The sequence below is a fragment of the Roseateles sp. genome (assembly GCF_047654805.1).
GTDB lineage: Bacteria > Pseudomonadota > Gammaproteobacteria > Burkholderiales > Burkholderiaceae_C > Pelomonas.
The window spans coordinates 6,062,935-6,085,404 of sequence record NZ_JASGIV010000001.1; the positions used below are offsets into that span (position 1 = coordinate 6,062,935).

Here is a 22,470-nt window from a genome sequence, read left to right on the forward strand (position 1 = left end):
CGAGGATTTCATGACCAGTCTTCCCATCACTCCCGCCGAAGCGGCGCCGCTCCCCATTGCCATGGCGGCTGCCGCAAGCCATGACGCTCCTGACCTTGCCGTTCGTGTCAGCGCGACGCCTTTGCGCTGCAACGATGGCCGCCTGTTAGCCGCGCAATGGTTCGAGCCGCCACAAGCTTTGGGCGTCCGCGCGGTGGCCGTGATTGGCTCGGCTACGGCCGTGCCGGCCAGCTACTACCGTCACTTTGCCGAATGGCTCGCGCGGCGCGGCTATGCGGTACTCAGCTTCGACTACCGGGGCATCGCTGCCTCTCGCGAGGCCCTGCGGCCCGGCGAGGACGTGCGCCTGCGCGACTGGGCGCGAGTGGACATGGGCGCGGCCCTGCATGCGGCCGACAGGCGGCGCTGCGAGGCCGCTGCCGTGCAGGGACGCGAACTAGGCCTGCTTTGGGTCGGCCATTCGCTGGGCGGAAATGCTGTCGGCCTCGTACCGGGCTTTGCCAGCAAGGTTGACGCCCTGCTCGGCGTCGCTGCGCAGGTGGCCTATCTGGGGCATTGGTCCGGTCTCGCACGGTTGCAGGCCTGGCTGTTCTTCCATCTGATGCTGCCGGGCGCCGTGCGCCTGTTCGGGCATGCTCCGGGGCGGCTGCTTGGGCCTCGTGCCGAGGACCTGCCGGGGGCAGCAGCCCTGGAGTGGGCGGCCTGGGGCCGGACGCCGGGCTTCCTGTTCGGCGACGAGAGCCTGGCCCGTGAGCGCAGCTACGACCGCTTCACCGGCGTAGCCCACTTGTGGAGCATCACTGACGATCACCTGTTCGGTCCAGCCGCCGCAGTGGATGCGCTGGCTGGCGAGTTCAGCGCTGCACGCGTGCAGCGGCACGCGGTGTCTCCCGCCGACCTGGGCGTAGGCAGGATTGAGCACTTTGGCCCGTTCCGACGTGACCTTGGCCCCGGGCTCTGGCCGCGGCTGCTGGCGCCCATCGAGGCTGCGACGCCACGGCTTGCGCTCCGCCTGCACTCGGCGTAAGCACCGCTGCGGTGAGCGCTCGGCGAGGATAAGGTCGCGCCATGATCGACGACCGCTTTCTAGCCGATAACGTGACGCTGCAGCGCGCACCGGTGCAGTTCTATTTCGACTTCTCCTCACCGTATGCCTACATCGCCTCTGAATGGATCGAGGCTGTCGCGGCTCGCCACGGCCGGCGTGTCCAATGGCATGCCATCCTGCTGGGCGTCACCTTCCAGGCGGCGGAGTTGAAGTCCCCCGTTTCCCATCCCGTCAAGCGTGACTACACGCTGCGTGACTTCGAGCGGTCAGCCCGTTTCGCCGGCTTGCCCTATCGCCAGCCGGAGGTCTTTCCGATCTCGACGCAGAACGCCGCCCGCGTGTTCTGGTGGCTGCACGATCAGGACCCGGCGCGTGCCGTTGCCTGGGCGCATGCCGGCCTGCGGGGCTATTTCACGCGTGGTGTTGTGCTCAGCGATGCTGAGGCGTTGAAGGGCCTGCTGGCAGACTCCGGCATCGATGCTGAAGCGGCCGAAGCCGCCTGGGGCGACCCGGCCTGGAAAGCTCGCCTCAGGGCTGAGAACGAGGCAGCCATCGGCGCAGGTGTGTTTGGCGCGCCTCATTTCATCGTCGACGGGGAGCCCTTCTGGGGCAATGATCGCCAGGCGCAGATCGAGGCCTGGCTTGGCAGCGGCCCGTTCAAAGGCTTGATCTAGATCAGACGTTCACGGGCCCGTCACGACGGCCGGGCAGCATTCCTGCCATGCCGACGAAGCAAGATCCCAACGCCGCCGCCGTTGACCCTGCCGCCGACACGCCCGCGCTGTCGGTGCGCACCGTATGGATCTCGGACCTTCATCTGGGCACGCCCGGCTGCCAAGCCAAGGCGTTGCTGGACTTCTTGCGGGACGTGGAGTGCGACACGCTCTACCTCGTCGGGGACATCATCGACGGCTGGCAGCTGCGCCGCTCCTGGTACTGGCCGCAGGCGCACAACGACGTCGTACAGAAGCTGCTGCGCAAGGCGCGCAAGGGTACGCGGGTCATCTTCATCCCGGGCAACCATGACGAGTTCGCGCGCAAGTACTTGATGCACAACTTCGGTGGCGTCGATGTGATGGAAGAGGCCATCCACGTGACTGCCGACGGCAAGCGACTGTGGGTCACGCACGGTGACCTGTACGACGGCGTCATCCAGTGCGCGCGTTGGCTGGCGATCGCGGGCGATCTGGCCTACGAGTTCACGCTCAAGGCCAACCGTTGGTTCAACCGCATCCGCGCCAAGTGCGGTCTCCCGTACTGGAGCCTGTCTCGCTACCTCAAGCACAAGGTCAAGCGTGCGGTTAGCTACATCAACGAGTTCGAGAACGCCGTCGCACGAGAGGCCAAGAAGCGAGGCGCGCACGGTGTTGTCTGCGGCCACATCCACCACGCCGAGATCCGCGAGATCGATGGCATCCTCTACTGCAACGATGGTGACTGGGTGGAGAGCCTGACGGCGCTGGTTGAGCACTTCGACGGCAGGCTGGAGATCATCGACCGGGGCGACCAGGCTGCGCTGCCTGGCATGCTGCCAGCGCTAAGGTCGAAGCCGGCGGCAGTGGGATTGCCGGTGCCGGCGGTAGCAAAGGTCGCGGCGCCGGACGGCGGCGTCAGCCGCCCTGCTTGAGCAGCGCCTGGCCGGCGCGGACCCGCACGCCGGGGGCGATGCCCTCGGCCAGCTCGAAGCCCCGTGGAACGAAGACGATGATGGTGGATCCGTGCTCGAACCAGCCCATCTCCTGGCCCTTGGCGTGCGGCGCTGAGCAGGGCATCTCATGGGCCCCCCGCCTTCCCAGGTGCAGCAGCACGTCAAGGAAATGCAGTCGGATGCTGGCCACCAGGATGGCTGCCACCGGCACCAGCGCGATCGCGTGACCGCTGGCGAGCTTCATGCGCACCACGGCGCGCTCGTTGCGGCAAAACAGCCGCTCGACGCGCTTGAGCGCCACCGGGTTCACGTTCCAGGTATCGCCGCTCAGATAGGTCACGTGCTCCACGGTGCCGTCTGCCGGTGCGTGGAAGCGGTGGTACATCGCGGACGTGAGGCGCAGGGTGACGAAGCGCCCCCCCTCGAATGCACTCGCGTCCTGCGTAGGGCCGAACAGCTCGGCCGTAGCGTATGGAAAGCCCTTGGCCTGGTAGACCTGGCCCTCGCGAACGAGACCGGTGGCGCCGACGATGCCGTCGCTGGGACTGGCAAAGACTTCCGGACGTGCATCGAACACGCGCGCGCCGGGCTTCAGTTCCCGCGTGAAGCAGTCCTTCAGCGAGCGGAAGTGCTGCTGCCGGGCTTCGCTGAGATCGAGCGGCGTGAACAGCCGCCAGACTGCAATCGACAGCCGCGTCAGCCACGGGCTCTCGATGCGCGAGAAGCGCCCCATCGCCTTGGTGAGCGCGATGCGGGGTACTCGGTTTGTCAGCAGGAAGTTCAGGTCTTCCTGGGCGAAGAGGCGTTGGATGCGGCCCGGGATGGTGGTCATGGCTTTGTCATTCATTCCGCTGTCAAGCGTCGCAGCTACATCTGAAACCTTCGTGAATTCCGGAAGACAAGATGGATGAATCACTGACCCTGTCAGCGCTGGCACTTGGCGTGCTGGCCCTGCTGCCCGCGGCCAAGCGAAGGCTGGAGCTGTCGCGCGCCAAGCACCGCTCACTGGCCGGCCATTCGCGCATGGCCAAACGCCTGGCGCGCTGGGTGCCGGGCTATGCCTACGACGAGGCGAAGTTCTTCGCGGTCGACGGCGCGCCGGCCAGTGTGGCAGCGCAGCGCAGGGCCGCGCTGCAGCGGCTGGGCGCCGAGTTCGACGACCGCTTCAAGAAAACACTGGCGGCCACCGAGGCGGCGCGTGACACCATCTCCGACCTGCGCTTCACCGGGCGCTATCGCGTGCCCTTTCAATTCAGCCCGGTGCTGCGTGAGCACCTCAGGGTGGGAGCCTTCCTGCGCGCAAGCTCCGGTGTGCAGGTCGAGGACCTGGATGGCAACCATCTCTACGACCTGACCGGCTCATACGGCGTCAACCTGCTGGGCTACGACGCCTACAAGGACTGCATCGACGAAGGGCTGGGCGTTGCGCGTGAGCTAGGCCCGGTGCTGGGCGCCTACCACCCCTGCGTGCTGGACGTGCTGGAGCGCCTGAAGGCCATCTCGGGGCAGGAAGAGGTCAGCTTCCACATGTCCGGCACCGAAGCGGTCATGCAGGCCGTCCGGTTGGCGCGTTATCACACCAGGAAGAAGCGCCTGGTCCGATTCGCCGGCGCCTATCACGGCTGGTGGGAGGACGTGCAGCCCGGCCCCGGCAACCCGCTGCCTCCGCGCGAGACTTTCACGCTGCAGGACATGGCCGAGCGTTCACTCAGGGTCCTGGCCACGCGCCGTGACATCGCCTGCGTGCTCGTCAACCCGCTGCAGGCGCTGCACCCCAACGCGAATGCGCCCGGCGACTCCGCGCTGATCGACGGCAGCCGCCGGGCCGACTACGACCGTGCAGCCTACGCGGCCTGGCTGCAGAAGCTGCGCGACGTCTGTACCGCGCGCGGCATCGTGCTGATCTTCGACGAGGTCTTCGTGGGCTTTCGGCTGGCAGTCGGCGGTGCGCAGCAGTATTTCGGCGTCAAGGCCGATCTCGTCACTTATGGCAAGACGCTGGGTGGCGGACTGCCGGTGGGCGTCGTCTGCGGCAGCCGCGCGCTGATGCAGCGCTATCGCGAGGACCGTCCGGCAGATATCTGCTTCGCGCGAGGCACGTTCAACGCGCATCCCTACGTCGTCGCCACGATGGGGGCCTTCCTCAAGCGCCTGGAGCGCCCAGTGGTACGCGCGCTCTATGACGGCCTGGACGAACGCTGGAACGCTCGCTGCGCGCAGTTCAATGCCCGGTTGACTGCTGCAGGGGTGCCGGTGCGCATGGCCAACCTGTCGACAATCTGGACCGTGATGTATGAGCAGCCTGGCCGCTACCACTGGATGCTCCAGTTCTACCTGCGCAAGCAGGGGCTGGCGCTGAGCTGGGTGGGCACGGGGCGGCTGATTTTCAGCCTCAACTACGGTGACGCCGAGTTCGCCGAGGTCATGGATCGCTTCATCGCTGCCTGCGAGGAGATGCGCGCCGACGGCTGGTGGTGGACGGCGCCGGAACTCACTGCCAAGGCGATACGCCGCGGCGTCTTCCGCGAGATGCTCGCGAATAAGTTTTGAGCCTCTCGCGGACTCGCTCGCCACGCTACAACATATGGTCAAGCCTGGCCGGTCCCCGAGCGGGCGAGCGATGCTCGCCTGATGGACCGGTGGGCCGGATCACCCGCCGGCCGGCACTGGAGTGATCCCGCCCTCACCGGGCGTTTGGGCTGCGGCGATGGAAAGGCCCGCCAGGGCGGGCCTTTCCTTGAGAGCGACGGCGTTCAGTGGGCTTCGCCGCCGATGTGGTGCATGGGGTCTATGAGTTCTCCGCGCAGCAGGTACAGCGGTGCCTTGTGGTACAGATACACGTCGTGGAACGGGTCGGTCAGGATCTTGGTCATCCATGCGAGGGCCTGCATCGCGCCCTGGGTGGCCCAGAGCTGGCCCACGCGGAAGAACAGGCCTACGACACCGAGGCAGAACCAAGCCATGCCGACGTCCTCCAGAAACCCTTGCAGGCCGACGGCGGGCTCGATGAGGCCGCCCAGCGAAGGCACCAGCCACAGCACCGCCGGCAACGCAACCCACACCGCCAGCAGCACAATCTTGCGACGGATGTTGTAGCCGACCTTGATGGCCTCCTTGTACTCGTCGGTGGCCTGGTTGACCTCGTCGTATCCACGCGGTTCGAAGAAGAAGTGCCCCGCCTGGCGGGTCGTCATCGACACGCACCAAGCCAGTAGCGCGGCCCAGGCCGGGTTCACGAACACCAGGCCGTAGGCCACCAAGAAGCTCAGTGCGCTAATCAGATGAAGGCTCTGGTTGATGCGGCTGTGGTGGTAGTAGCGGTGGTCGTCCCAGCGCTGGGTCTTCAGGGTTTGGAAGAACTCGTTCACGTCCCGTCCTCGTGTGGGTGGAAATCGGGGCGGATGGTGGGCCGCTTGCGTGAAATCGGCGTGACGGCGCGCTTGTCATCTTGCTGTTGCACGGTCGGCTCAGCATGCACGGCATGAACACCTCAGCCGACGATGACATCCTGGTCGACGACCTGCCCGCGCCGCGCCATTCGCGCCGGCTCGCGGTGGTCACTGAGACCTACCCGCCCGAGGTCAACGGCGTCGCGATGTCCATGGCCCGTGTCGTGGACGGCCTGAACCGGCGCAATCACGACGTGCAGCTGATCCGCCCGCGCCAGCCTGCCAGGATGGCCGTCCAGGCCGGCGCGCCCAGGCCAGAGGTCGACGAAGTGCTGACCAAGGGACTGCCCGTGCCCCTGTATCCCAACCTGCGCATGGGCGTGCCCAGCAAGCGGGCGTTGGTGAAACTGTGGTCCCTGCACCGGCCCGACGTCGTGCACATCGCTACCGAGGGGCCGCTGGGCTGGTCTGCGCTGCAGGCGGCGCAGCACCTTTCGCTGCCGGTCACGTCGGACTACCGCACCAATTTCCATGCCTATGGCAAGCACTACCGTCTGGGCCTGCTGTCCCGGCCCATCATGGGCTACCTGCGCAAGTTTCATAACCGCTGTGACGCCACCATGGTGCCCACAGAGGCTATGCGCGTGCAGCTCGCAGAGCGGGGCTTCGAGCGATTGACGGTGGTGGGACGCGGTGTCGATGCTCAACGTTTCGACCCGGCACGGCGCAGCGCGGCGATGCGCGCGAGCTGGGGTGCCGGGCCTGACGATCTGGTCATGGGCTATGTCGGCCGGCTGGCGCCGGAGAAGAACCTGGGCGTTGTGCTGGCTGCCTACGAGGCGGTGAAGGTGCTGCAGCCGCAGGCGCGGCTGGTGTTTGTCGGTGACGGGCCGATGCGGGCCGAGCTGGCGGCACGCGCGCCCGATGCGGTGTTCGCCGGTTCGCGCAGCGGTGATGACCTGGCGGCCCACTATGCGGGGCTGGACCTGTTCCTGTTCGCGAGCCTCACCGAGACTTTCGGCAACGTAACGACCGAGGCGATGGCCAGCGGCTGTGCGGTGGTGGCCTTCGAGAGCGCTGCGGCCGGCGAGCTGATCCGCAGTGGCGTTAACGGCTGGCTGGCGGGGATGGGCCGGGAGGTCGACTTCGTGGCTGCGACGCGCGTGGCAGCCGCCGATGCACTGGTGCGCCGTGCCGTGGCCGAGGCGGCACGGGCGACGGCGCGGCGGCTGGACTGGGGTGACATCACGGCGCGCTTCGAGGCAGTACTGGAAGGAGCTATTGCGCGAGCCGAGCCGGGGTTCGGGTTGCGGGGGCTGCAGCCGGCGGCTTGAGGTTTGCCGCGCTTCTTGCGCAGAGCTTCCCGACTCGCCGAGCCATGCCCCCAGACCGGTCCGTGCCGGCTGTGCGCCTCAAGCGCACGCGCTCTGCGCGCAGCCATTGGCAGGCAAGCCTCAGCGTGCCTCTTGACGGCTCTTCTTCGGTGGCTTCCTCTGGAGCGACAGAAGAACGCTGTCCCGCTTCGCTAGGCGGATTCCGCCGGCGGGCAAGCGAGTCGTAGGACTATTCGTCAAGGCGCGCGGCCCTGCGGCGATCTCTCCAGATCAGTCCGAGGATGGCCGCTGCGACCAGAGCGCCCAGTCCGCTCAGAGTGACCGTGATCGGCACCTCCGCCGCCTCGCATCCCGCGTAGGCCGCCAGCATCACCAGCACGCTCAGGTTCTCATTGAATCCCTGCACCGCGATTGACCGTCCCGCGCTCAGCAGCTGGGCGCCGCGGTGCTGCAGCAGCGCGTTCAGTGGCACCACCATGGCTCCACCCACCGCACCAACCAGGGCGAGCACCACGGCCGCCAACGCAACGTCGCTCAGCTGCGCCACCACAGGCATCAGCAACCCCAGTGCGACACCGGCCCACAGCCCATGCCTTGCTTGATGCAAGGCCAGCCAGCGTCCCGCTGCTGCGGCGCCGGCGATGACGCCCACGGCCACCGCCGCCTGCAGATAGGCGGCCTGGCTTAGCGGCAGGCCCAGAGCCACGTCAGCCCAGCGCAACACGGCGAACTGAAGTGTGGCGCCAACGCCCCAGAACAGCGTCGTCGCCGCCAGGGACAGCCCGCCCTCGCGGTCGCGCCACAACCTGCGGTTGGCCGCGCGGAACTCGCGCAGCAGGGTCATCGGATCATGGGCAACGCTGAGCTGGCGTCGGCCGCTGTCCGGGATGCCGGCGTTGAGCCCGCTGCTGACTGCATAGATCAGCAGCAGTGCAGCCAGCGAGCCGGTCAGTTTGTCTGCCGGCAGCGTCAGGCCGTTGCACCAGTCGGCCAACCAAGAGCCCAGCCACTGCGGGCTCACAAGCGCGCCGCCCAGCACGGCGCCAAGGAGAGCCGCGGACACCACGCTGATTTCTATCCAGCCATTGGCCTTCACCAGCGCCTCGGGTGTGGCCATCTCGGTAATGAGGCCGTACTTGGCTGGTGCATAGGCTGCGGCGCCCAGGCCCACCACGGCTAACGCGGCAACGGGGTGCAGACCCAATGCCAGCAACGCCAGCCCCAGCATCTTCACGACGTTCATTGCCGCCATTACGCGGCCCTTGGCGAAGGCGTCGGCTAGCGGGCCCACCCAGGGTGCCAGCACGACGTAGGCAAGCATGAAGCCGAACTTCAACAGCGGCGCCCACCAAGGCGCAAACCCTTGCTGCGCAAGCAGTGCGATGGCGACGATGAGCATTGCGTTGTCGGCCAGTGCCGACGCGAACTGCGCACCGATGACGAGCCCGAAGCCCTGTGGCAGGGCAGGGCGGGAGGTGCGGGCGGACGGCAGGATGGCGGACATGGTCTTGTCGCCAGCTTTTCATGCGGGCATGAAACGGCCGTGAATCGGCCGCTCGAAGCGGTCAGCGCGCGACGGCCTCGAACAACAGCGCCAACTGGCTTGCGATCAGCAACTCCTGCCTCGTCCAGGCTCTCGTGGCGCGCGCGTCAATCAGCCACAGCGCACCGACAAGTTGGTTGCTGTCGTACAGCGGCACCTCAATACGCGCCTCTGCTGCGCCCAGCAGGCTCGCGAGTTCGGCATGGCACGGATGCAGGGCCGCGTCGGGGAGTGCCAGTGGCGCACCATGGCGGGTCAACAGGTCGATGTAGCGGGGCTGCTGCGCGATATGCAGGCCGCCTTCGCCGAGTTGCCAGCGGACCACGCCGTGCAGGCCCAGGATGCGTGTGCTGGCGGCCTTCAGCTCGGCCAGCGACTCGTGAGGGGGCAGTGCGGCCAGCCGTTGGCGCTGGCCGCACAGTTGCAGCAACTGTTCCTCAGGCGTGACGGGCGCGCCGCCATCCTCAGGCGGCGGTGCGGCCAGGGCGGCGCGAGCCGGCAGGCTCAGGCGTTCGATCTCGGACTGCAGCGCCAGGTGCTGCCACAGGTGTTCCAGCGCGCCAGCGGCGTCGCCTTCGGCCTGGAGCAGCTGAGCCAACTGCAGATGGGCCTGGCGGGCTTGGGCGCGGGCCTGTATACGCTGGGCCAGCGCGAGGCCATGGCGGGTTGAGCGTACTGCGGAGGCGTTGTCGCCACGGGCCAGCGCGATCTCAGTCCAGGTACGGCTGGCGGCCGCCTCAAGCCATGGGTAGCCGTGACGGACCGCGATGTCCAGTGCCAGCCGGCAGTCGGCCACGGCCCAGTCCATGCGTTGGCGGGCCAGGGCAGCGCGTGCGAGATGCCAGTGCGCTTCGGCCTCGAACACGCGGTGACCGCCACGCCGCGCCGCCGCCAGGCCGTGGCTGAAGTGGCGCTCAGCGGCCGGCAGGTCACCGGTTTCGAAGCTGCCGACGCCGATATTCAGCGCCAACTTGGCAGCGAGGTAGCTGTCGTCGCCCTGGCGGTTGAGCAGGGCCAGATGCTCTCCGGCGTCGCGCATCTGGCGCAGGCCGCGTGCCCAGTCGGCCTGGCCGTAGTGGATCTGGCCCAGTCCGATCCGCGCGGCTACGCCGGTCTGCAGATGGCCACTAACCTCGGCCAGGTCCAGCGCCCGGCTCCACTGCTCGCTGGCGAGTTGGTACTCGCCCTGCTGATAGGCAATGCGGCCCAGCGCTTCGCAGACGCGCGCGGCCTGCACCGGAAAATGACCCGCGGCTGCCTGCGCGCCTGCCTGCTCCAGCGCAGGCAGCAGCTCCAGTGCGCGGCCGCGCGGCTCCAGCAAGCCAAAGCGGGTGTAGAGGGCATCCACGCCGGCCGCGACGTCGCCGGCCTTGACAGCGTTGACACTCAGCGTCTCCAGCAGGGCATCGGCTGCCGCCGGATGGCGGCGGGCCACGCGGGCAATGCGGCCCAACGTCTCAGCCAGGGTCTCGCTGGCGGCGGGTTGGAGGGTGAACACGGTGGCAGATCCGGATGGAGCGAGTTGGTTTCTCACTGGTATTCTTGTCGATTCCGAGAACCCGCCACATCCGTGGATGAGGCAGATTCTGGGGCTGTCTGAGCGGCCATAGACCAGTTTAAAACCAATTGACGATCTATGTCGTTGGTATTAGAGTGGTATCGACTGAATGCCGCCGACCATGCCCCTCGTTCTCGCCCCCTCCCTCATTACTTCCAGCACATCCGACCGCCCTGTTCGGCATTGGGTCGGTATCGACGGCGGGGGCACCAGCACCCGTGCCCTTGTGGCCGACGCGCAGGGGCGCATCCTGGGCCGCGGCGAGGCCGGAGCGTCGGCCTTGGGGCAGGGCGCCGAGCAGGCCTGGCGGCATATCGCCGAGGCGATTGCAGCCGCTGGCGTGCCGGGGCTTGAGCTGAGCCGATGCGGCCTGGGCCTGGGCCTTTCCGGCACAGGCGTGCCGATGCAGCTGCAGTCGTTTGTCGACGCCAATCCCGGCGTGGCGCGCTTCACCCTCGTCACTGATGGCCTCGCCGCCCTGCTAGGTGCTCATGGTGGCGAGCCCGGTGCATTGCTGATCTCGGGCACAGGCTCGGTCGCCGAGGCCTTGCTGCCCGACGGCAGCCGGCGCATGGTGGGCGGCTGGGGCTGGCAGATCGGGGACGAGGGCAGCGGTGCGTGGCTGGGCCAGCAGGCCATGAAGCTGACCCAGGCTGCCTATGACGGACGTGCCGCCACCGGTGCGCTGGTGCAGGCCGTGCGCCACCAGGCCGGTAGCACACGCGAGGCGCTACTGGCGTTCTGTGCCCAGGCGGGTCAAGGCGGCTATGCCGGTCTTGCGCCGCTGGTGTTCGAACACGAGGCCGATGACCCCGCCGCGGCGGCGCTGCTGGCAGATGCCGCGCGAGCTCTGGAGGCGCTGGCCGCCACCGTCCATCCCACTTTGCCGCTGGCTCTGGCCGGCAGCGTCGCGCTGCGCCTTGCGCCGCGCTTCAGCCCGGCCCTGCAGGCCCGCCGCGTCGAGCCCCGGGGCGAGCCGGTTGCCGGTGCGCTCTGGCTGATCCAACAGCAAGCGACGATTCCCGCATGAGCGCCGTTTTCGATTTCAAACCCGATCCCAACGCCGCGTCGCCGCTGTACATGCAGCTGGCGCAGAGCCTGGCCCAGGCCATACGCGACGGAATCTTCCATGCCGACGAGGCCCTGCCGAGCGAGCGCGTGCTGGCCGAGCAGTTGGAGCTGTCGCGCGTCACCGCGCGCAAGGCTATCGACCGCCTGGTCGAGCAGGGGTTGATCATCCGCAAGCGCGGCTCGGGCAACTACATCGCGCCCAAGCTGGAGCAGCCGCTGACGCGCCTGACCAGCTTCTCCGAGGAGCTGCATCAGCGCGGCTTCGTGCCCGGCTCACGCTGGCTGCAGCGCGGCTTCACGCCTGCGGCGCCGGACGAACAGCTGTCGCTGGAGCTCAAGAGTGGAGAGCGCGTCGCACGCCTGGAGCGTCTGCGGCTGGCGGACTCGGTCGTCATGGCCTACGAGGTGTCGGTGCTGCCGCAATCGGCGCTACCCGACCCGCAGCGGGTCGAGGCCTCGCTCTACGCCCATCTTGGTGACCGCGCTCCGGTGCGCGCACTGCAGCACATCCGTGCGCTGAACGCCGATGCGAAGCTTGCCGGTCTGCTGGAAGTCCAGTTAGGTGCCGCAGTGCTCTTCATCACGCGGGTGGGTTACCTAGCCTCGGGTCAGGCCGTGGAGCTAACGCATTCCTACTGCCGCAGCGACTACTACGACTTCGTCGCCGAAATGAGGCGGGACTGATGCGGCTTGAAGGCGACATCGTCACGCCGCAAGGCGTGATCACTGGCTATCTGGACATCGCCGACGGCCGCGTCGCGACTGTCGCGGGCAGCCCCGTCGACGCGGCGCGAGCCGGCGAAGGCGGCCGTCCCCTACTGCTGCCGGGCTTTATCGACACCCATGTACACGGCGGCGGCGGCCGCGACACGATGGAGGGGGGCGATGCCATTGCGGCGATCGCGCGTCGCCACGCTCGCCACGGCACGACCGCGCTGCTGGCGACGACGATGACGGCGCCCGTCGGCGAGATCGAGGCGGCGCTGAAAGCGCTAGGCCCCGTCTGCCGTGAGCGCGGCCCGCAGGCGGCGCGCGTGCTGGGGGTGCATCTCGAGGGCCCCTACATCAACCCTGGCCGCCTGGGCGCACAGCCTGCGCATGCCATTCCTGCGCTGCTCGATGATGTGCTGCGCCTGAACGCAATCGCGCCCATCAAGGTGCTGACGCTCGCGCCCGAGGTGCCCGGCCATCTCGCGCTGATCGGCCCGCTGCGTGACGCGGGCATCCGTGTGCAGATCGGCCACAGCAACGGCAGCTACGACGACGGTCTGGCTGCGCTGAAGGCCGGTGCGGCCGGCTTCACGCATCTCTTCAATGCGATGTCAGGCCTGCACCATCGCGAGCCTGGCATGGTGGGTGCTGCGCTCGCCCATGCGCGGCATGCGGAGCTGATCCCCGACCTGCTGCATGTGCATCCCGGCGCCATCCGCGCTGCGCTGCGCTGCATCCCGGACCTGTTCTGCGTGACCGACTCGACGGCCGCCGCCGGCATGCCCGATGGCGACTACCGCCTGGGCGAGCACACGGTGCGCAAGTGCATGGGCGGCGTCCGCCTGGCCGACGGCACGCTGGCCGGCAGCGCGCTGACGATGGATCAGGCACTGCGAAATCTCGTGCAGGCCCTGGGCCTGCCGTTGCCGGAGGCGTCGCGTCGCGTGTCGACCGCCGCAGCCGACTACCTGGGACTGACGGACCGCGGGCGCCTCATCGAAGGTGCCTGGGCCGACGTGGTGGTGATGGACGCCGGGCTGGAGCTGCGGCGCGTGTTTGTTGAAGGTGAAGAAATCGATGTCATCGTTGATGCTTGAAGAGGCGCTGAGCGCGCCGGACGTGGTGGCCCGCCAACTGGCGTCCGACCCGATGAGTTACGCCCGCCTGGGCCAGGCGCTGCAGGAGCAGCCCCCGGGCAGCGTGCTGACCATCGCGCGCGGCAGCTCTGACCATGCCGCACACTACCTGGCCTATCTGGTCATGGCGCGGCTGGGCCGGCTGGTGACGTCGCTGCCGATGTCGCTGATCACGCTGTACCAGAGCCGCATCCACTGCGAGGGCCTGCTGTCCATGGCGTTCTCGCAGTCGGGCCAGAGCCCCGACCTGATCGCGCCGACAAAGTTCTTCCGCGAAGGCGGCGCACGCACCGTGGCCTTCGTGAATGCCAGCGGCTCGCCGCTGGCGGCCGCGGCGGAACATGTGTTCGAGCTGCACGCAGGCCCCGAGAAAAGCGTTGCGGCGACCAAGAGCTACATCGCCCAGCTCGTGTCGGGTGCCCGTGTCGTCGCGGCCTGGCAGCAGGACGATGCACTGCGTGCCGCGCTCAACGTGCTGCCTATCGCGCTGGAACAGGCCTCCCGACTGGACTGGAGCGCCGCGTTGCCGGTGCTGAAGGACCAGGAGCGTCTGTTCGTGCTGGGCCGGGGCACCGGCCTGGCGGTCGCGATGGAAGCCGCGCTCAAGCTCAAGGAGACCTGCGGCATCCAGGCCGAGGCCTTCTCGGGCGCTGAGGTCAAGCACGGCCCGATGGCGCTGGTGCGTGACGGCTACCCGCTGCTGGTGTTCGCGCCGCGTGGCCCGGCACAGGCCGGGCTGCTGGCCATCGCCGAGGAGATGAGCGGCCGCGGTGGTCGCGTTCTGCTCGCAGCGCCCATCGGAACGCCGTGCGCGCCGGGCATCGAACTGCTGCCGCTGGTGACGACCGGCAACGAGGACCTGGATCCCATTGCCCTCGTGCAGAGCTTCTACCCGATGGTGGAGTCGCTGGCCCGTGCTCGCGGCTTCAACCCCGACGTGCCGCCCAACCTCGCCAAAGTGACGAAAACCCATTGAGGCCGCAGCCATGAGCACCTTTGACCCAGGCCGTCTTGTTATGGTCGACATCCCCGGCCAGTCCCTGGACGCCGAGACTGCAGCCTTCCTGCGGGAGCAGAAGATCCGCTCGGTCTGCCTGTTCCGCAAGAACCTGGGCAGCGAGGCCGATGTCAGGGCGCTGATGCGCGACCTTATCCAGGTGCTAGGTCCCGAGGCGCTGATAGGCATCGACCAGGAAGGCGGTGCCGTGGTGCGTGCGACTTTCTTGCCGCAGCCGCCATCGGCGATGGCGCTGGGCGCCGGAGGGGACGCCGCACGTGCCGAGGCCGTAGGTGCCGCGGTCGCCCGCGGGCTCAGATCGCTGGGCATCAACTGGAACTTCGCGCCGGTGCTGGACGTCAACAACAACCCGGCCAACCCCGTCATCGCCGAGCGCAGCTTCTCCAATGATCCCGACGAGGTGAGCCGTCTGGCAGGCGCATGGATGCGTGGCTCGCTGGCCGAGGGCGTGGCTTGTTGTGTGAAGCATTTCCCCGGCCATGGCGACACCCACGTGGACTCGCACCACGCGCTGCCCACCGTCGACAAGTCGCGCGCCGAGCTGGATGCGCTGGAGTTGCGGCCCTTCAAGGCGCTGGCGGCCCGGGCGCCGGCCATGATGACGGCCCACATCGTCTACCCGCAGATCGACCCCGAGCGCCCGGCCACGTTGTCGCCGCAACTGCTCAAGGGCATCCTGCGCGACGACTGGGGCTATGACGGTGTCGTCATCACCGACGCGCTGATGATGAAGGCCGTGGCCGAGCGCTTCGGCTATGCCCGCAGCGCGGTGATGGCCATCGCGGCCGGCGCCGACATGGTGCTGGCCCAGGGTTCGCCGCAGGAACAGCTGGTGGCCATCAATGCGCTGCGCGAGGCTTTTGCCAGCGGCCAGTTGACGAAGGCCCAAGGTGAGGTCGCCAATGCGCGGCTGGACAAGCTCGCTGCGGCCTACCCGGCCCGCGCCGTGGACGATGTTGCCGCCCGCGCCGCAGACCATGCGCTGATGGCACAGGCATGGGCCGCCGGCCTGACGGCGCTGCGCGGCGCCATGCCGCCGGCTCTGGACGCCCCCATCCGCGTCATCGTGCAGGGGGACGTGCCCACGGACATGGTCTCCGAGGCCGGCCCCACGGGACGCCAGGCGGTGGCCCTGTTCGACGCCTTCAGCGACGCGCAGATTCAGATGGTGGATGACATCTCGAAGCTGGACTGGGGCACCGTGCCGCAGGACGGCCGCGTCAACATCCTCGTCTCCACGCGCCGCGCCCGCTATGGGCTGGCAGCGGCCGAGTGGCGGCCCGACCTGCACCTGTCGCTGTGGAACCCTTACCAGGCCGTTGACGTGGCCGGGCCCACGCTGCTGAGCTGGGGTTTCGCGCCGGGTGCGCTGGCCGGCATCAAGGCCTGGCTGGAAGGCCGCGCCGATGCCACCGGCCGCGCGCCACAGGGGCTTCAGTGATGATTGGCGCGAAGAACCCCATGCGCTGGATCCCCAGCCTCTATTTCGTGCAGGGGCTGCAGTTCTTTGTCGTCATGCTGATCGCCGGCCTGATGTTCAAGCAGATGGGGGTGGCCAACGACCAGATCGCGCGCTGGACGGGACTCATCGGCCTGGCCTGGGCATTCAAGCCGCTGTGGAGTCCGCTGGTGGAACTGGCCCGCAGCAAGAAGGCGGTGGTCGTTGCGATGCAGTTCAGCGGCGCCGTGGGCCTGGCCTTGCTGGCGCTGGCGCTGCAGGCCAACGCTTTCTTCGCTCTGAGCATCTCAGTGCTGTTCTTCCTGGCCTATGCCTCGGCCACGCACGACATTGCCTGTGACGGTCTCTACATGGGTGCGCTGGATGCCAAGCGCCAGGCAGCCTACGCAGGCTGGCAGGGGGCATTCTTCAACGCGTCAAAGTTCCTGACGCTGGGCGGGCTGATGGTGTTGGCGGGACGGCTGGAGACGAGCATGGGCGTGTTTAACGCCTGGAGCCTGATCTTCGCGCTGCTTGCGGGACTGCTGGCAGTGCTGGCAGCCTGGAATGCCAAAGTCCTGCCCAATCCGCAGCGCGTGTCGACCGAACCCGTGAAGCTGCCCGAGATCGTGGCCGACTTTTTGCGCAAGCCGGGCATCTGGAAGATGGTGCTCTTCATCGTCATCTTCCGCCTGGCCGAGGGCCAAGTGCAGACCATAGGCCCGCTGTTCCTCATCGAGCCTCGCGACAAGGGCGGCTTGGGCCTGACCGGCGAGCAGGTGGGCGGTGTCTACGGCACGGTGGGCACAGCGGCCTTCCTCGTCGGCTCCATCCTTGGTGGCTACTTCACATCGTGGCTGGGCCTGAAGCGCGCGATGCCGGTGCTGGTTATCGCCATGGCCATCCCGAATGCGGTCTTCTGGGGGCTGAGCCTGGCGCTGCCGACATCGATCTGGGCGATTGGCGCGGCCGTGGGCCTGGAGATGGCGGGCTATGGCTTCGGCTTCGTCGGCATGATCCTCTACATCATGCAAGTGGTGGCGCCCGGTCGCTTCCAGACGGCGCACTACGCCCTGGGCTCGGGCGTCATGCAGCTGGGCTTCATCCTTAGCAAGACCATCAGCGGTGACATCCAGGTGTCCATGGGTTATCAGCACTTTTTCCTGTGGACGCTGGTGTGTGGCGTGCCGGCCCTGCTGCTGCTGCTGTGGGTGCCCATGCCGCGTGCCAGCGCACCTGGGCATGAGGTGCCGGCATGAGGGCGCTGCTGCTGGCCCTGCTGGCCGCGCCCGCGCTTGCGGTGCCGTCTGGCGGCGAGTTCTTCGATGACTTCTCCCAGCCCGACCTCGACGCGCTGCGCGCCAGCGGCTGGGTGTTGCGTGACGGTACCGGCCATCCCGGCCTGCCGGGCGCGCGCTTCACGCCCGGGCAGCTGGCGCTAGACAGCGGCTTGCTCAAGCTCCGGCTCTCTACCGACGGCACCCCGGCCGGCACGACGCTGGCCCAGCTTTGCGCACAGCGCAAGTTCCTCATCGGCACGACGACTGCGCGTGTGCGCTTGCGCGACTCGGCCGGCTCACGCGACCCGGTCATCCAGAGTTTCTTCCTGGCCAGCCCACTCAAGCACGACTATGACCCCGACTTCAGCGAAGTCGACTTCGAGTACCTCCCGCAAGGCGGCTGGGGCGAGCCGGAGACACGGCTCTATGGCGTCAGCTGGCAGACCGTGCGCATCGATCCCTGGCAGTCCTTCAACCAGGCTTCCATCGTCAAGGGCTCCTTCGACGGCTGGCAGGTGCTGACCGTACAGGTTGAGGCCACGCGCACGCGGCACTACGTGAACGGCCGGTTGATGGGCGAGCACACCGGCCGCAACGTGCCGGCCAAGCCCATGGCGATCAGCTTCAACCACTGGCTGGCCGCTGGTGCCGTCGAGGGTGCGCCGCGCGACCATGAGTTCGATGTCGACTGGGTGCTGCATGCCGCGGGCAAGACGATCAGCCCCGCCGCCATGCAGGCCCGAGTCGCCACCCTGCGCAAGCAGGGCGTGGCCCGGCGCGACACCGTGCCCGACGTGGGCCTAACCAGCGAGTGCAACCTATGAAGAAGCCCTGGATCGCTGTGCTGCTGCTCGCCGCCGCGGTGGCGCAGGCGGCGCCGCCCGTCGTCGGCACCTACATCCTTGCCGAGCGCGGCGTGGGTGTCGTCGAGCAGCTCAAGCCCGGCCGCGTCACGCACCTGCTCTACGCCTTCTTGCTGATCTGCGGCGAAGGTCAGCGCAAGGAGGAGGCCGCGGCCTGCGCCGGCCAGCCGGCCTTCAGCATCGCGCCGCATGCCGACCAGGACACCTTCTCCGCCGCCTTCCAGCGCCTGAAGGCGCGTGACCCCCAGGTGCAGGTGCTGGCTTCGGTGGGCGGCTGGGGCGGCTCCGACCCCTTCTTCCATCTGGCCGCGACGGCTGAGGGCCGCCAGGCATTCGTGAAGGCGTCCACCGACTGGCTACGCGCCCACCCGGGCTTCGACGGCCTGGATATCGACTGGGAGCATCCGGGATCCAATGGCTCGGCCAACGGCGTGCCGCTGGGCAGCCCGGCCGATGGTGAGCGCTTCGTGGTGCTGCTGCAGGAGCTGCGTGCGGGTCTGGACGCGCTTGGCCGCGAGACCGGCCGGCGCTACGCGCTGACCGCGGCGATCGCGACGACCCGGGAGCAACTCGCGCGCATGCCTATGGGGCGCGCTGCCGAGGCGCTGGACCTCGTCTTCATGATGACCTACGACTTCGCCGGCCCATGGACGAAGCAGGCCACCAACCACACGGCGCTGCGCAGCGCCAAGCCGGGCCTGGACACCAGCCTCGAAGCCTCGACTGCCAACCTGAAGCGTGAAGGCGTGCCCGCCTCCAAGCTCGTCGCGGGCGTGGCGATGTATGGCCGTGGCTTCGACGGCGTGAAGGCCGACGGCAGCTATGCCAGACCCTGGCCCAACGAGGACGGCTCGGTGGCTTTCAAGGACATCGGCGCGTTGAAGGGGCAGGGCATGAAGCCGCGCTTCGACAAGCGCACTCAATCCTGGGCCATGGTGGGCAGCGGCAGGTTCGTCGGCTACGACGATCCACGCGCCGTGCGCGCCAAAGTGGCCTTTGCGAAGCGGCAGGGCCTGGCCGGCGTGTTCGCTTGGGAACTGAGCCAGGACAATGGCGAGATCCTGAACGCGATGCAACCCTGACGTCCTGAACATGAAGCCGGTCGAGACCTGGTCGGCAGCCGATGCGCCGGAATTGAAGGAGCGTCTCGAGCGGCGTGCCGAGCCCGTGCTGCTGAAGGGCCTGGTGCGCGACTGGCCCGCCGTGCAGTCGGGGCTGGGCATGCCCCTGGCCATCTGCGACTACCTCGCCCGCTTCGACCGCGGCATCGAGGTCTTCGCCACAAAGACGCGTGCGGCGGCCCGAGGCGTCATGGGCTACAACGAGGAGCTGACCGACTTCGCCTTCGTCAAGGCGCGCATGCCGCTGTTGGAGTTCATGGCGCACCTGGCGGCCTACCTGCCCGCCATCGCCGCGCCCGCCATCGCCGCGGAGTGCGCCAAGGTCAGCGACATCATCCCGGGTTTCCTGGACGAGAACCGCCTACAGGCGCTGCCCGGTGTGGTGCCCAACTTCTGGCTGGGCAATGCGCTGACGGTGCCGGTGCATCATGACCATCCCTACAACCTGGCCTGCGTGGTGGCCGGGCGGCGGCGCTTCACTCTGTTCGCGCCGGACCAGGTGGGCAACCTCTACATCGGCCCGCTGGAGCACACGCCGTCGGGCGCACCCATCTCCGTCGTGTCCCCCAACCCGCCGGACTTCGAGCGCTACCCGCGTTACCGCGACGCGCTGGCTGCGGCCCACGTCGCCGAGATGGCGCCGGGCGACGCCCTCTACATCCCGCCGCTGTGGTACCACCAGGTCGAGGCGCTGGAGAAGGTGAACCTGCTCGTCAACTATTGGTGGCCCGTGATCGGTGCTCGGGACCTGCCTACGCCGGCCGCGACCCTGCTGCAGACCGTTCAGGTGCTGAACGCGCTGCCCGCTGACCAGCGCGACGCCTGGGCGGCGATGTTCGGGTACTACGTGGTACAGCGCGAGCAGGAACCCAGTGCACACATTCCTGAGGCCTGGCATGGCGCGCTGGCGCGGCGGCGTTGAAGGAGGTGCGCATGAGGCCGATGAAGGCGGTTGACGGCATCACGCGAGAGCGTTTCGAGTGCAACGTGGTGCCGGCCTACGAGCCCGTGGTGATGCGCGGTCTGGTCGGGCATTGGCCGCTGGTGGCCCAGGGCCGGGCGGGCCTGGAAGCCTGCCTGCAGTACCTGACGGGTTTCGACAAGGGCGCGGTGGTGGATGCCGTGCTGGCCAAGCCCGGGCCAACGCGTGCCTTCAGCTACAAACCGGACCTGGACGGCTTCAACTTCATGCACGACAAGCGGCCCTACGCCGCACTGTTCGAGCAACTCTGGCGGTACAGCCATTTTCCCGAGCCGCCCAGCCTGGCAGCGCAGAGCGCGCTGGTGCCGGAGGCCTTGCCCGGCCTGGAGCGGGCGAATGCCTGCCCGTTGCTGGATGCTGATGCGGCGCCGCGTCTGTGGATCGGCAATCGCGCGACGGTGCCGGCGCATTTCGACGACTCCCACAATATCGCCTGCGTCGCCGCGGGGCGGCGGCGCTTCACGTTGCTGCCGCCGGCCTGCGCGCCGCTGCTCTACCTCGGCCCGCCGGACTACGCGCCTACGCCGGCGCCGATGTCGGTGGTGCCCGACCTCCACACGGCCGACCCGGTGCGCTTCCCGTTGATCGCCGAAGCGTTGGCCCAGGCCATCGTGGCTGAACTGGAACCAGGCGACGCCATCTACATTCCACCGCTGTGGTTCCATCAGGTCGAATCCCTGGCCCCGCACCTGAACATCCTTATGAACTATTGGTGGCGGCCTGAGGCGGCGCCGGGCCGGGCCGACGATCTGCACCTGGCCTCGTTGCGACTGGCCATGCTGGCCTTGCGCCACCTGCCGGACGGCGAGCGCGAGGGTTGGCGCGCGCTGTTCGGGCACTACGTGTTCGGCGCCCGGGGCGAGGGGCTGATGCACATTCCCGAGGCGCAGCGTCACCTGTTCGGCGAGATCGATGCGGCTCAGGACGCGTTGATGCGCCGGGACATCGCCGGGCGGCTCAAACCTTAGGCCGTCCTCCGCCTGCGGTCCACGGACGGCATCTGCGCACCAATCTTCTGCTGGACAGAGACAGGGCCTCGCCAGAACGAGACAGGGACGGGGCTCCATGTGACCTAGATTCATTTCACGCTGGCTCGCCATGGGCGGGTGGCGGATTCAAATCAATACTGGAGACAACGAATGACCCAGACCCATCAGCGGGTGGCGTTGGACGCCGTGCTGGCCCAGACCACGCAGCGCCACGGCGGCGCGCCGGGCGTCGTCGCCATGGCGACGGATCGCGACGACAACTTCTACGAAGGTGCCGTAGGCACCCGCGAGCTGGGGCGGGACCGGCCCATGACGACGGACTCGGTGTTCGCCATCTTCTCGACCACGAAGGCGCTAACCGGAACCTGCGTGATGCAGCTGATAGAGGAGGGCCGCATCCGGCTCGACGAGCCGGCCGGCAACTACGTGCCCGAGATCGACCGGCTCCAGGTGCTGGACGGCTTCGACGCCTCCGGGCAGCCGCGTACCCGCCCCCCCAAGCGGCCGATCACGGTCAACGACCTGATGCTGCACACCTCGGGCCTGTGCTACGAGTTCTTCAGCGCTGACGACCTCAGGTATCGCACCGCCAAGGGCATCCCCACGGTGGTGGCGTGCAACTTCGACGCCATCCGCACGGTACTGCTGCACGAGCCGGGGGCAGCTTGGACGTACGGCGTCAACATCGACTGGTTGGGGCGCATCGTCGAGCAGCAGCGCGGGCAGCGTCTGGGCGCCGTCATGGCGGAGCGCATCTTCGGCCCGCTGGGCATGAAGGACATCGGGTTCGGTTTGACCGAGACCATGCGCAGCCGGCGCGTGACCATCCACGACCGCGCTGCCGACGGCAGGCTCACGCCGCTGCCGGACCTGGTGCTTCCCGACCCGCCGCCCATGGACATGGGAGGGCACGGGCTTTACGCCACGGTGGGCGAGTACATGAAGTTCATCCGGATGATCCTCAACCAGGGCGCCGGCCCGTACGGCCGCGTGCTCAGGCCTGAGACGGTGGATGCGATGAGCCGGGACGGCCTGTCCGCGATGGGGCTGTCTGCCGGGGGCTGGACCACCTCGATCCCGTCGCTCAGCAACTCGGGCGAGTTCTTTCCCGGCACGCCCAAGGGCTGGGCCTACACGTTCATGACCAATCGCGAGCCCACGCCCTCCGGCAGGCCGGCCCATTCGCTGATGTGGGCGGGCCTGGCCAACTGCTACTACTGGATCGACCGCGCGTCGGGCATCGGGGGCTACTGGGCCACGCAGATCCTGCCATTCCAGGATGCCGCCGCCTACCCCGGTTTTGTCGAGTTCGAGTCGGCCATCTACCATCACCGCTAGGCC

The 22,470-nt window shown here is 68.1% G+C and carries 20 protein-coding genes; 16 read left to right on the forward strand and 4 right to left on the reverse strand.

Going from position 1 to position 22,470, the window contains the following annotated elements:
- Positions 1-10: 10 nt before the first annotated feature.
- The 3 genes from QM732_RS27500 to QM732_RS27510 are packed head-to-tail and all read left to right on the forward strand — an operon-like array spanning position 11 to position 2,675.
- Positions 11-1,027, forward strand: coding sequence for a serine aminopeptidase domain-containing protein (locus QM732_RS27500; RefSeq protein WP_415659267.1), 1,017 nt, complete (start codon positions 11-13; stop codon positions 1,025-1,027).
- A gap of 41 nt (positions 1,028-1,068) precedes the next feature.
- Positions 1,069-1,722, forward strand: a complete 654-nt coding sequence (locus QM732_RS27505; protein WP_415659268.1) for a 2-hydroxychromene-2-carboxylate isomerase — start codon at positions 1,069-1,071, stop codon at positions 1,720-1,722.
- A gap of 47 nt (positions 1,723-1,769) precedes the next feature.
- Positions 1,770-2,675 carry a UDP-2,3-diacylglucosamine diphosphatase gene (locus QM732_RS27510; RefSeq protein ID WP_415659269.1) on the forward strand — a complete coding sequence of 302 codons (906 nt, stop codon included), beginning with the start codon at positions 1,770-1,772 and terminating at the stop codon, positions 2,673-2,675.
- Here QM732_RS27510 and asd read toward each other — a convergent pair.
- Complete coding sequence (gene asd, locus QM732_RS27515; RefSeq protein ID WP_415659270.1) at positions 2,659-3,543, reverse strand: archaetidylserine decarboxylase; 885 nt, start codon at positions 3,541-3,543, stop codon at positions 2,659-2,661. The two genes, QM732_RS27510 and asd, sit on opposite strands and share 17 nt — an antisense overlap.
- Positions 3,544-3,599: 56 nt before the next feature.
- Between asd and QM732_RS27520 the strand changes: the two genes are divergently transcribed.
- Entirely contained in the window at positions 3,600-5,246 is a 1,647-nt protein-coding gene (locus QM732_RS27520; protein WP_415659271.1) for an aminotransferase class III-fold pyridoxal phosphate-dependent enzyme, read from the forward strand.
- 203 nt (positions 5,247-5,449) lie between these two features.
- On the opposite strand, the gene QM732_RS27525 is transcribed toward QM732_RS27520, so the two are convergent.
- Entirely contained in the window at positions 5,450-6,064 is a 615-nt protein-coding gene (locus tag QM732_RS27525; protein WP_415659272.1) for a hypothetical protein, read from the reverse strand.
- 113 nt (positions 6,065-6,177) lie between these two features.
- Between QM732_RS27525 and QM732_RS27530 the strand changes: the two genes are divergently transcribed.
- On the forward strand, positions 6,178-7,419 hold the full coding sequence (locus QM732_RS27530) for a glycosyltransferase family 4 protein (protein ID WP_415659273.1): 1,242 nt from the start codon (positions 6,178-6,180) through the stop codon (positions 7,417-7,419).
- Between the two features lie 229 nt (positions 7,420-7,648).
- Here the strand turns inward: QM732_RS27530 and lplT are convergent, their stop codons facing one another.
- Positions 7,649-8,923 (reverse strand): lysophospholipid transporter LplT, encoded by a 1,275-nt coding sequence (gene lplT / locus QM732_RS27535; protein ID WP_415659274.1) that lies wholly within the window; start codon positions 8,921-8,923, stop codon positions 7,649-7,651.
- 61 nt (positions 8,924-8,984) lie between these two features.
- A complete protein-coding gene (locus tag QM732_RS27540) occupies positions 8,985-10,460 on the reverse strand; it encodes a GAF domain-containing protein (RefSeq protein ID WP_415659275.1) in 1,476 nt (491 codons plus the stop codon).
- Positions 10,461-10,641: 181 nt separating this feature from the next.
- Between QM732_RS27540 and QM732_RS27545 the strand changes: the two genes are divergently transcribed.
- From QM732_RS27545 to QM732_RS27595, 11 genes are all read left to right on the forward strand, one after another.
- Entirely contained in the window at positions 10,642-11,550 is a 909-nt protein-coding gene (locus QM732_RS27545; RefSeq protein ID WP_415659276.1) for a BadF/BadG/BcrA/BcrD ATPase family protein, read from the forward strand.
- On the forward strand, positions 11,547-12,275 hold the full coding sequence (locus QM732_RS27550; RefSeq protein ID WP_415659277.1) for a GntR family transcriptional regulator: 729 nt from the start codon (positions 11,547-11,549) through the stop codon (positions 12,273-12,275). The genes QM732_RS27545 and QM732_RS27550 overlap by 4 nt, the downstream gene beginning before the upstream one ends.
- Positions 12,275-13,399 (forward strand): N-acetylglucosamine-6-phosphate deacetylase, encoded by a 1,125-nt coding sequence (nagA, locus tag QM732_RS27555; RefSeq protein ID WP_415659278.1) that lies wholly within the window; start codon positions 12,275-12,277, stop codon positions 13,397-13,399. The genes QM732_RS27550 and nagA overlap by 1 nt, the downstream gene beginning before the upstream one ends.
- Entirely contained in the window at positions 13,380-14,414 is a 1,035-nt protein-coding gene (locus QM732_RS27560) for an SIS domain-containing protein (protein WP_415659279.1), read from the forward strand. The genes nagA and QM732_RS27560 overlap by 20 nt, the downstream gene beginning before the upstream one ends.
- A gap of 10 nt (positions 14,415-14,424) precedes the next feature.
- The gene (gene nagZ / locus QM732_RS27565) at positions 14,425-15,897 is read left to right on the forward strand and encodes a beta-N-acetylhexosaminidase (protein WP_415659280.1); all 1,473 of its coding nucleotides are present in this window, start codon (positions 14,425-14,427) and stop codon (positions 15,895-15,897) included.
- Between the two features lie 20 nt (positions 15,898-15,917).
- On the forward strand, positions 15,918-17,153 hold the full coding sequence (locus QM732_RS27570; RefSeq protein WP_415659281.1) for an MFS transporter: 1,236 nt from the start codon (positions 15,918-15,920) through the stop codon (positions 17,151-17,153).
- Positions 17,150-17,998, forward strand: a complete 849-nt coding sequence (locus tag QM732_RS27575) for a glycoside hydrolase family 16 protein (protein WP_415659282.1) — start codon at positions 17,150-17,152, stop codon at positions 17,996-17,998. The genes QM732_RS27570 and QM732_RS27575 overlap by 4 nt, the downstream gene beginning before the upstream one ends.
- On the forward strand, positions 17,995-19,119 hold the full coding sequence (locus QM732_RS27580; protein ID WP_415659283.1) for a glycoside hydrolase family 18 protein: 1,125 nt from the start codon (positions 17,995-17,997) through the stop codon (positions 19,117-19,119). Before QM732_RS27575 ends, QM732_RS27580 begins: the two co-directional genes overlap by 4 nt.
- A 10-nt stretch (positions 19,120-19,129) precedes the next feature.
- Complete coding sequence (locus QM732_RS27585) at positions 19,130-20,080, forward strand: cupin-like domain-containing protein (protein WP_415659284.1); 951 nt, start codon at positions 19,130-19,132, stop codon at positions 20,078-20,080.
- Between the two features lie 11 nt (positions 20,081-20,091).
- Complete coding sequence (locus QM732_RS27590) at positions 20,092-21,108, forward strand: cupin-like domain-containing protein (RefSeq protein WP_415659285.1); 1,017 nt, start codon at positions 20,092-20,094, stop codon at positions 21,106-21,108.
- A 171-nt stretch (positions 21,109-21,279) separates the two neighbouring features.
- Positions 21,280-22,467, forward strand: a complete 1,188-nt coding sequence (locus QM732_RS27595) for a serine hydrolase domain-containing protein (protein ID WP_415659286.1) — start codon at positions 21,280-21,282, stop codon at positions 22,465-22,467.
- Positions 22,468-22,470: the final 3 nt, after the last annotated feature.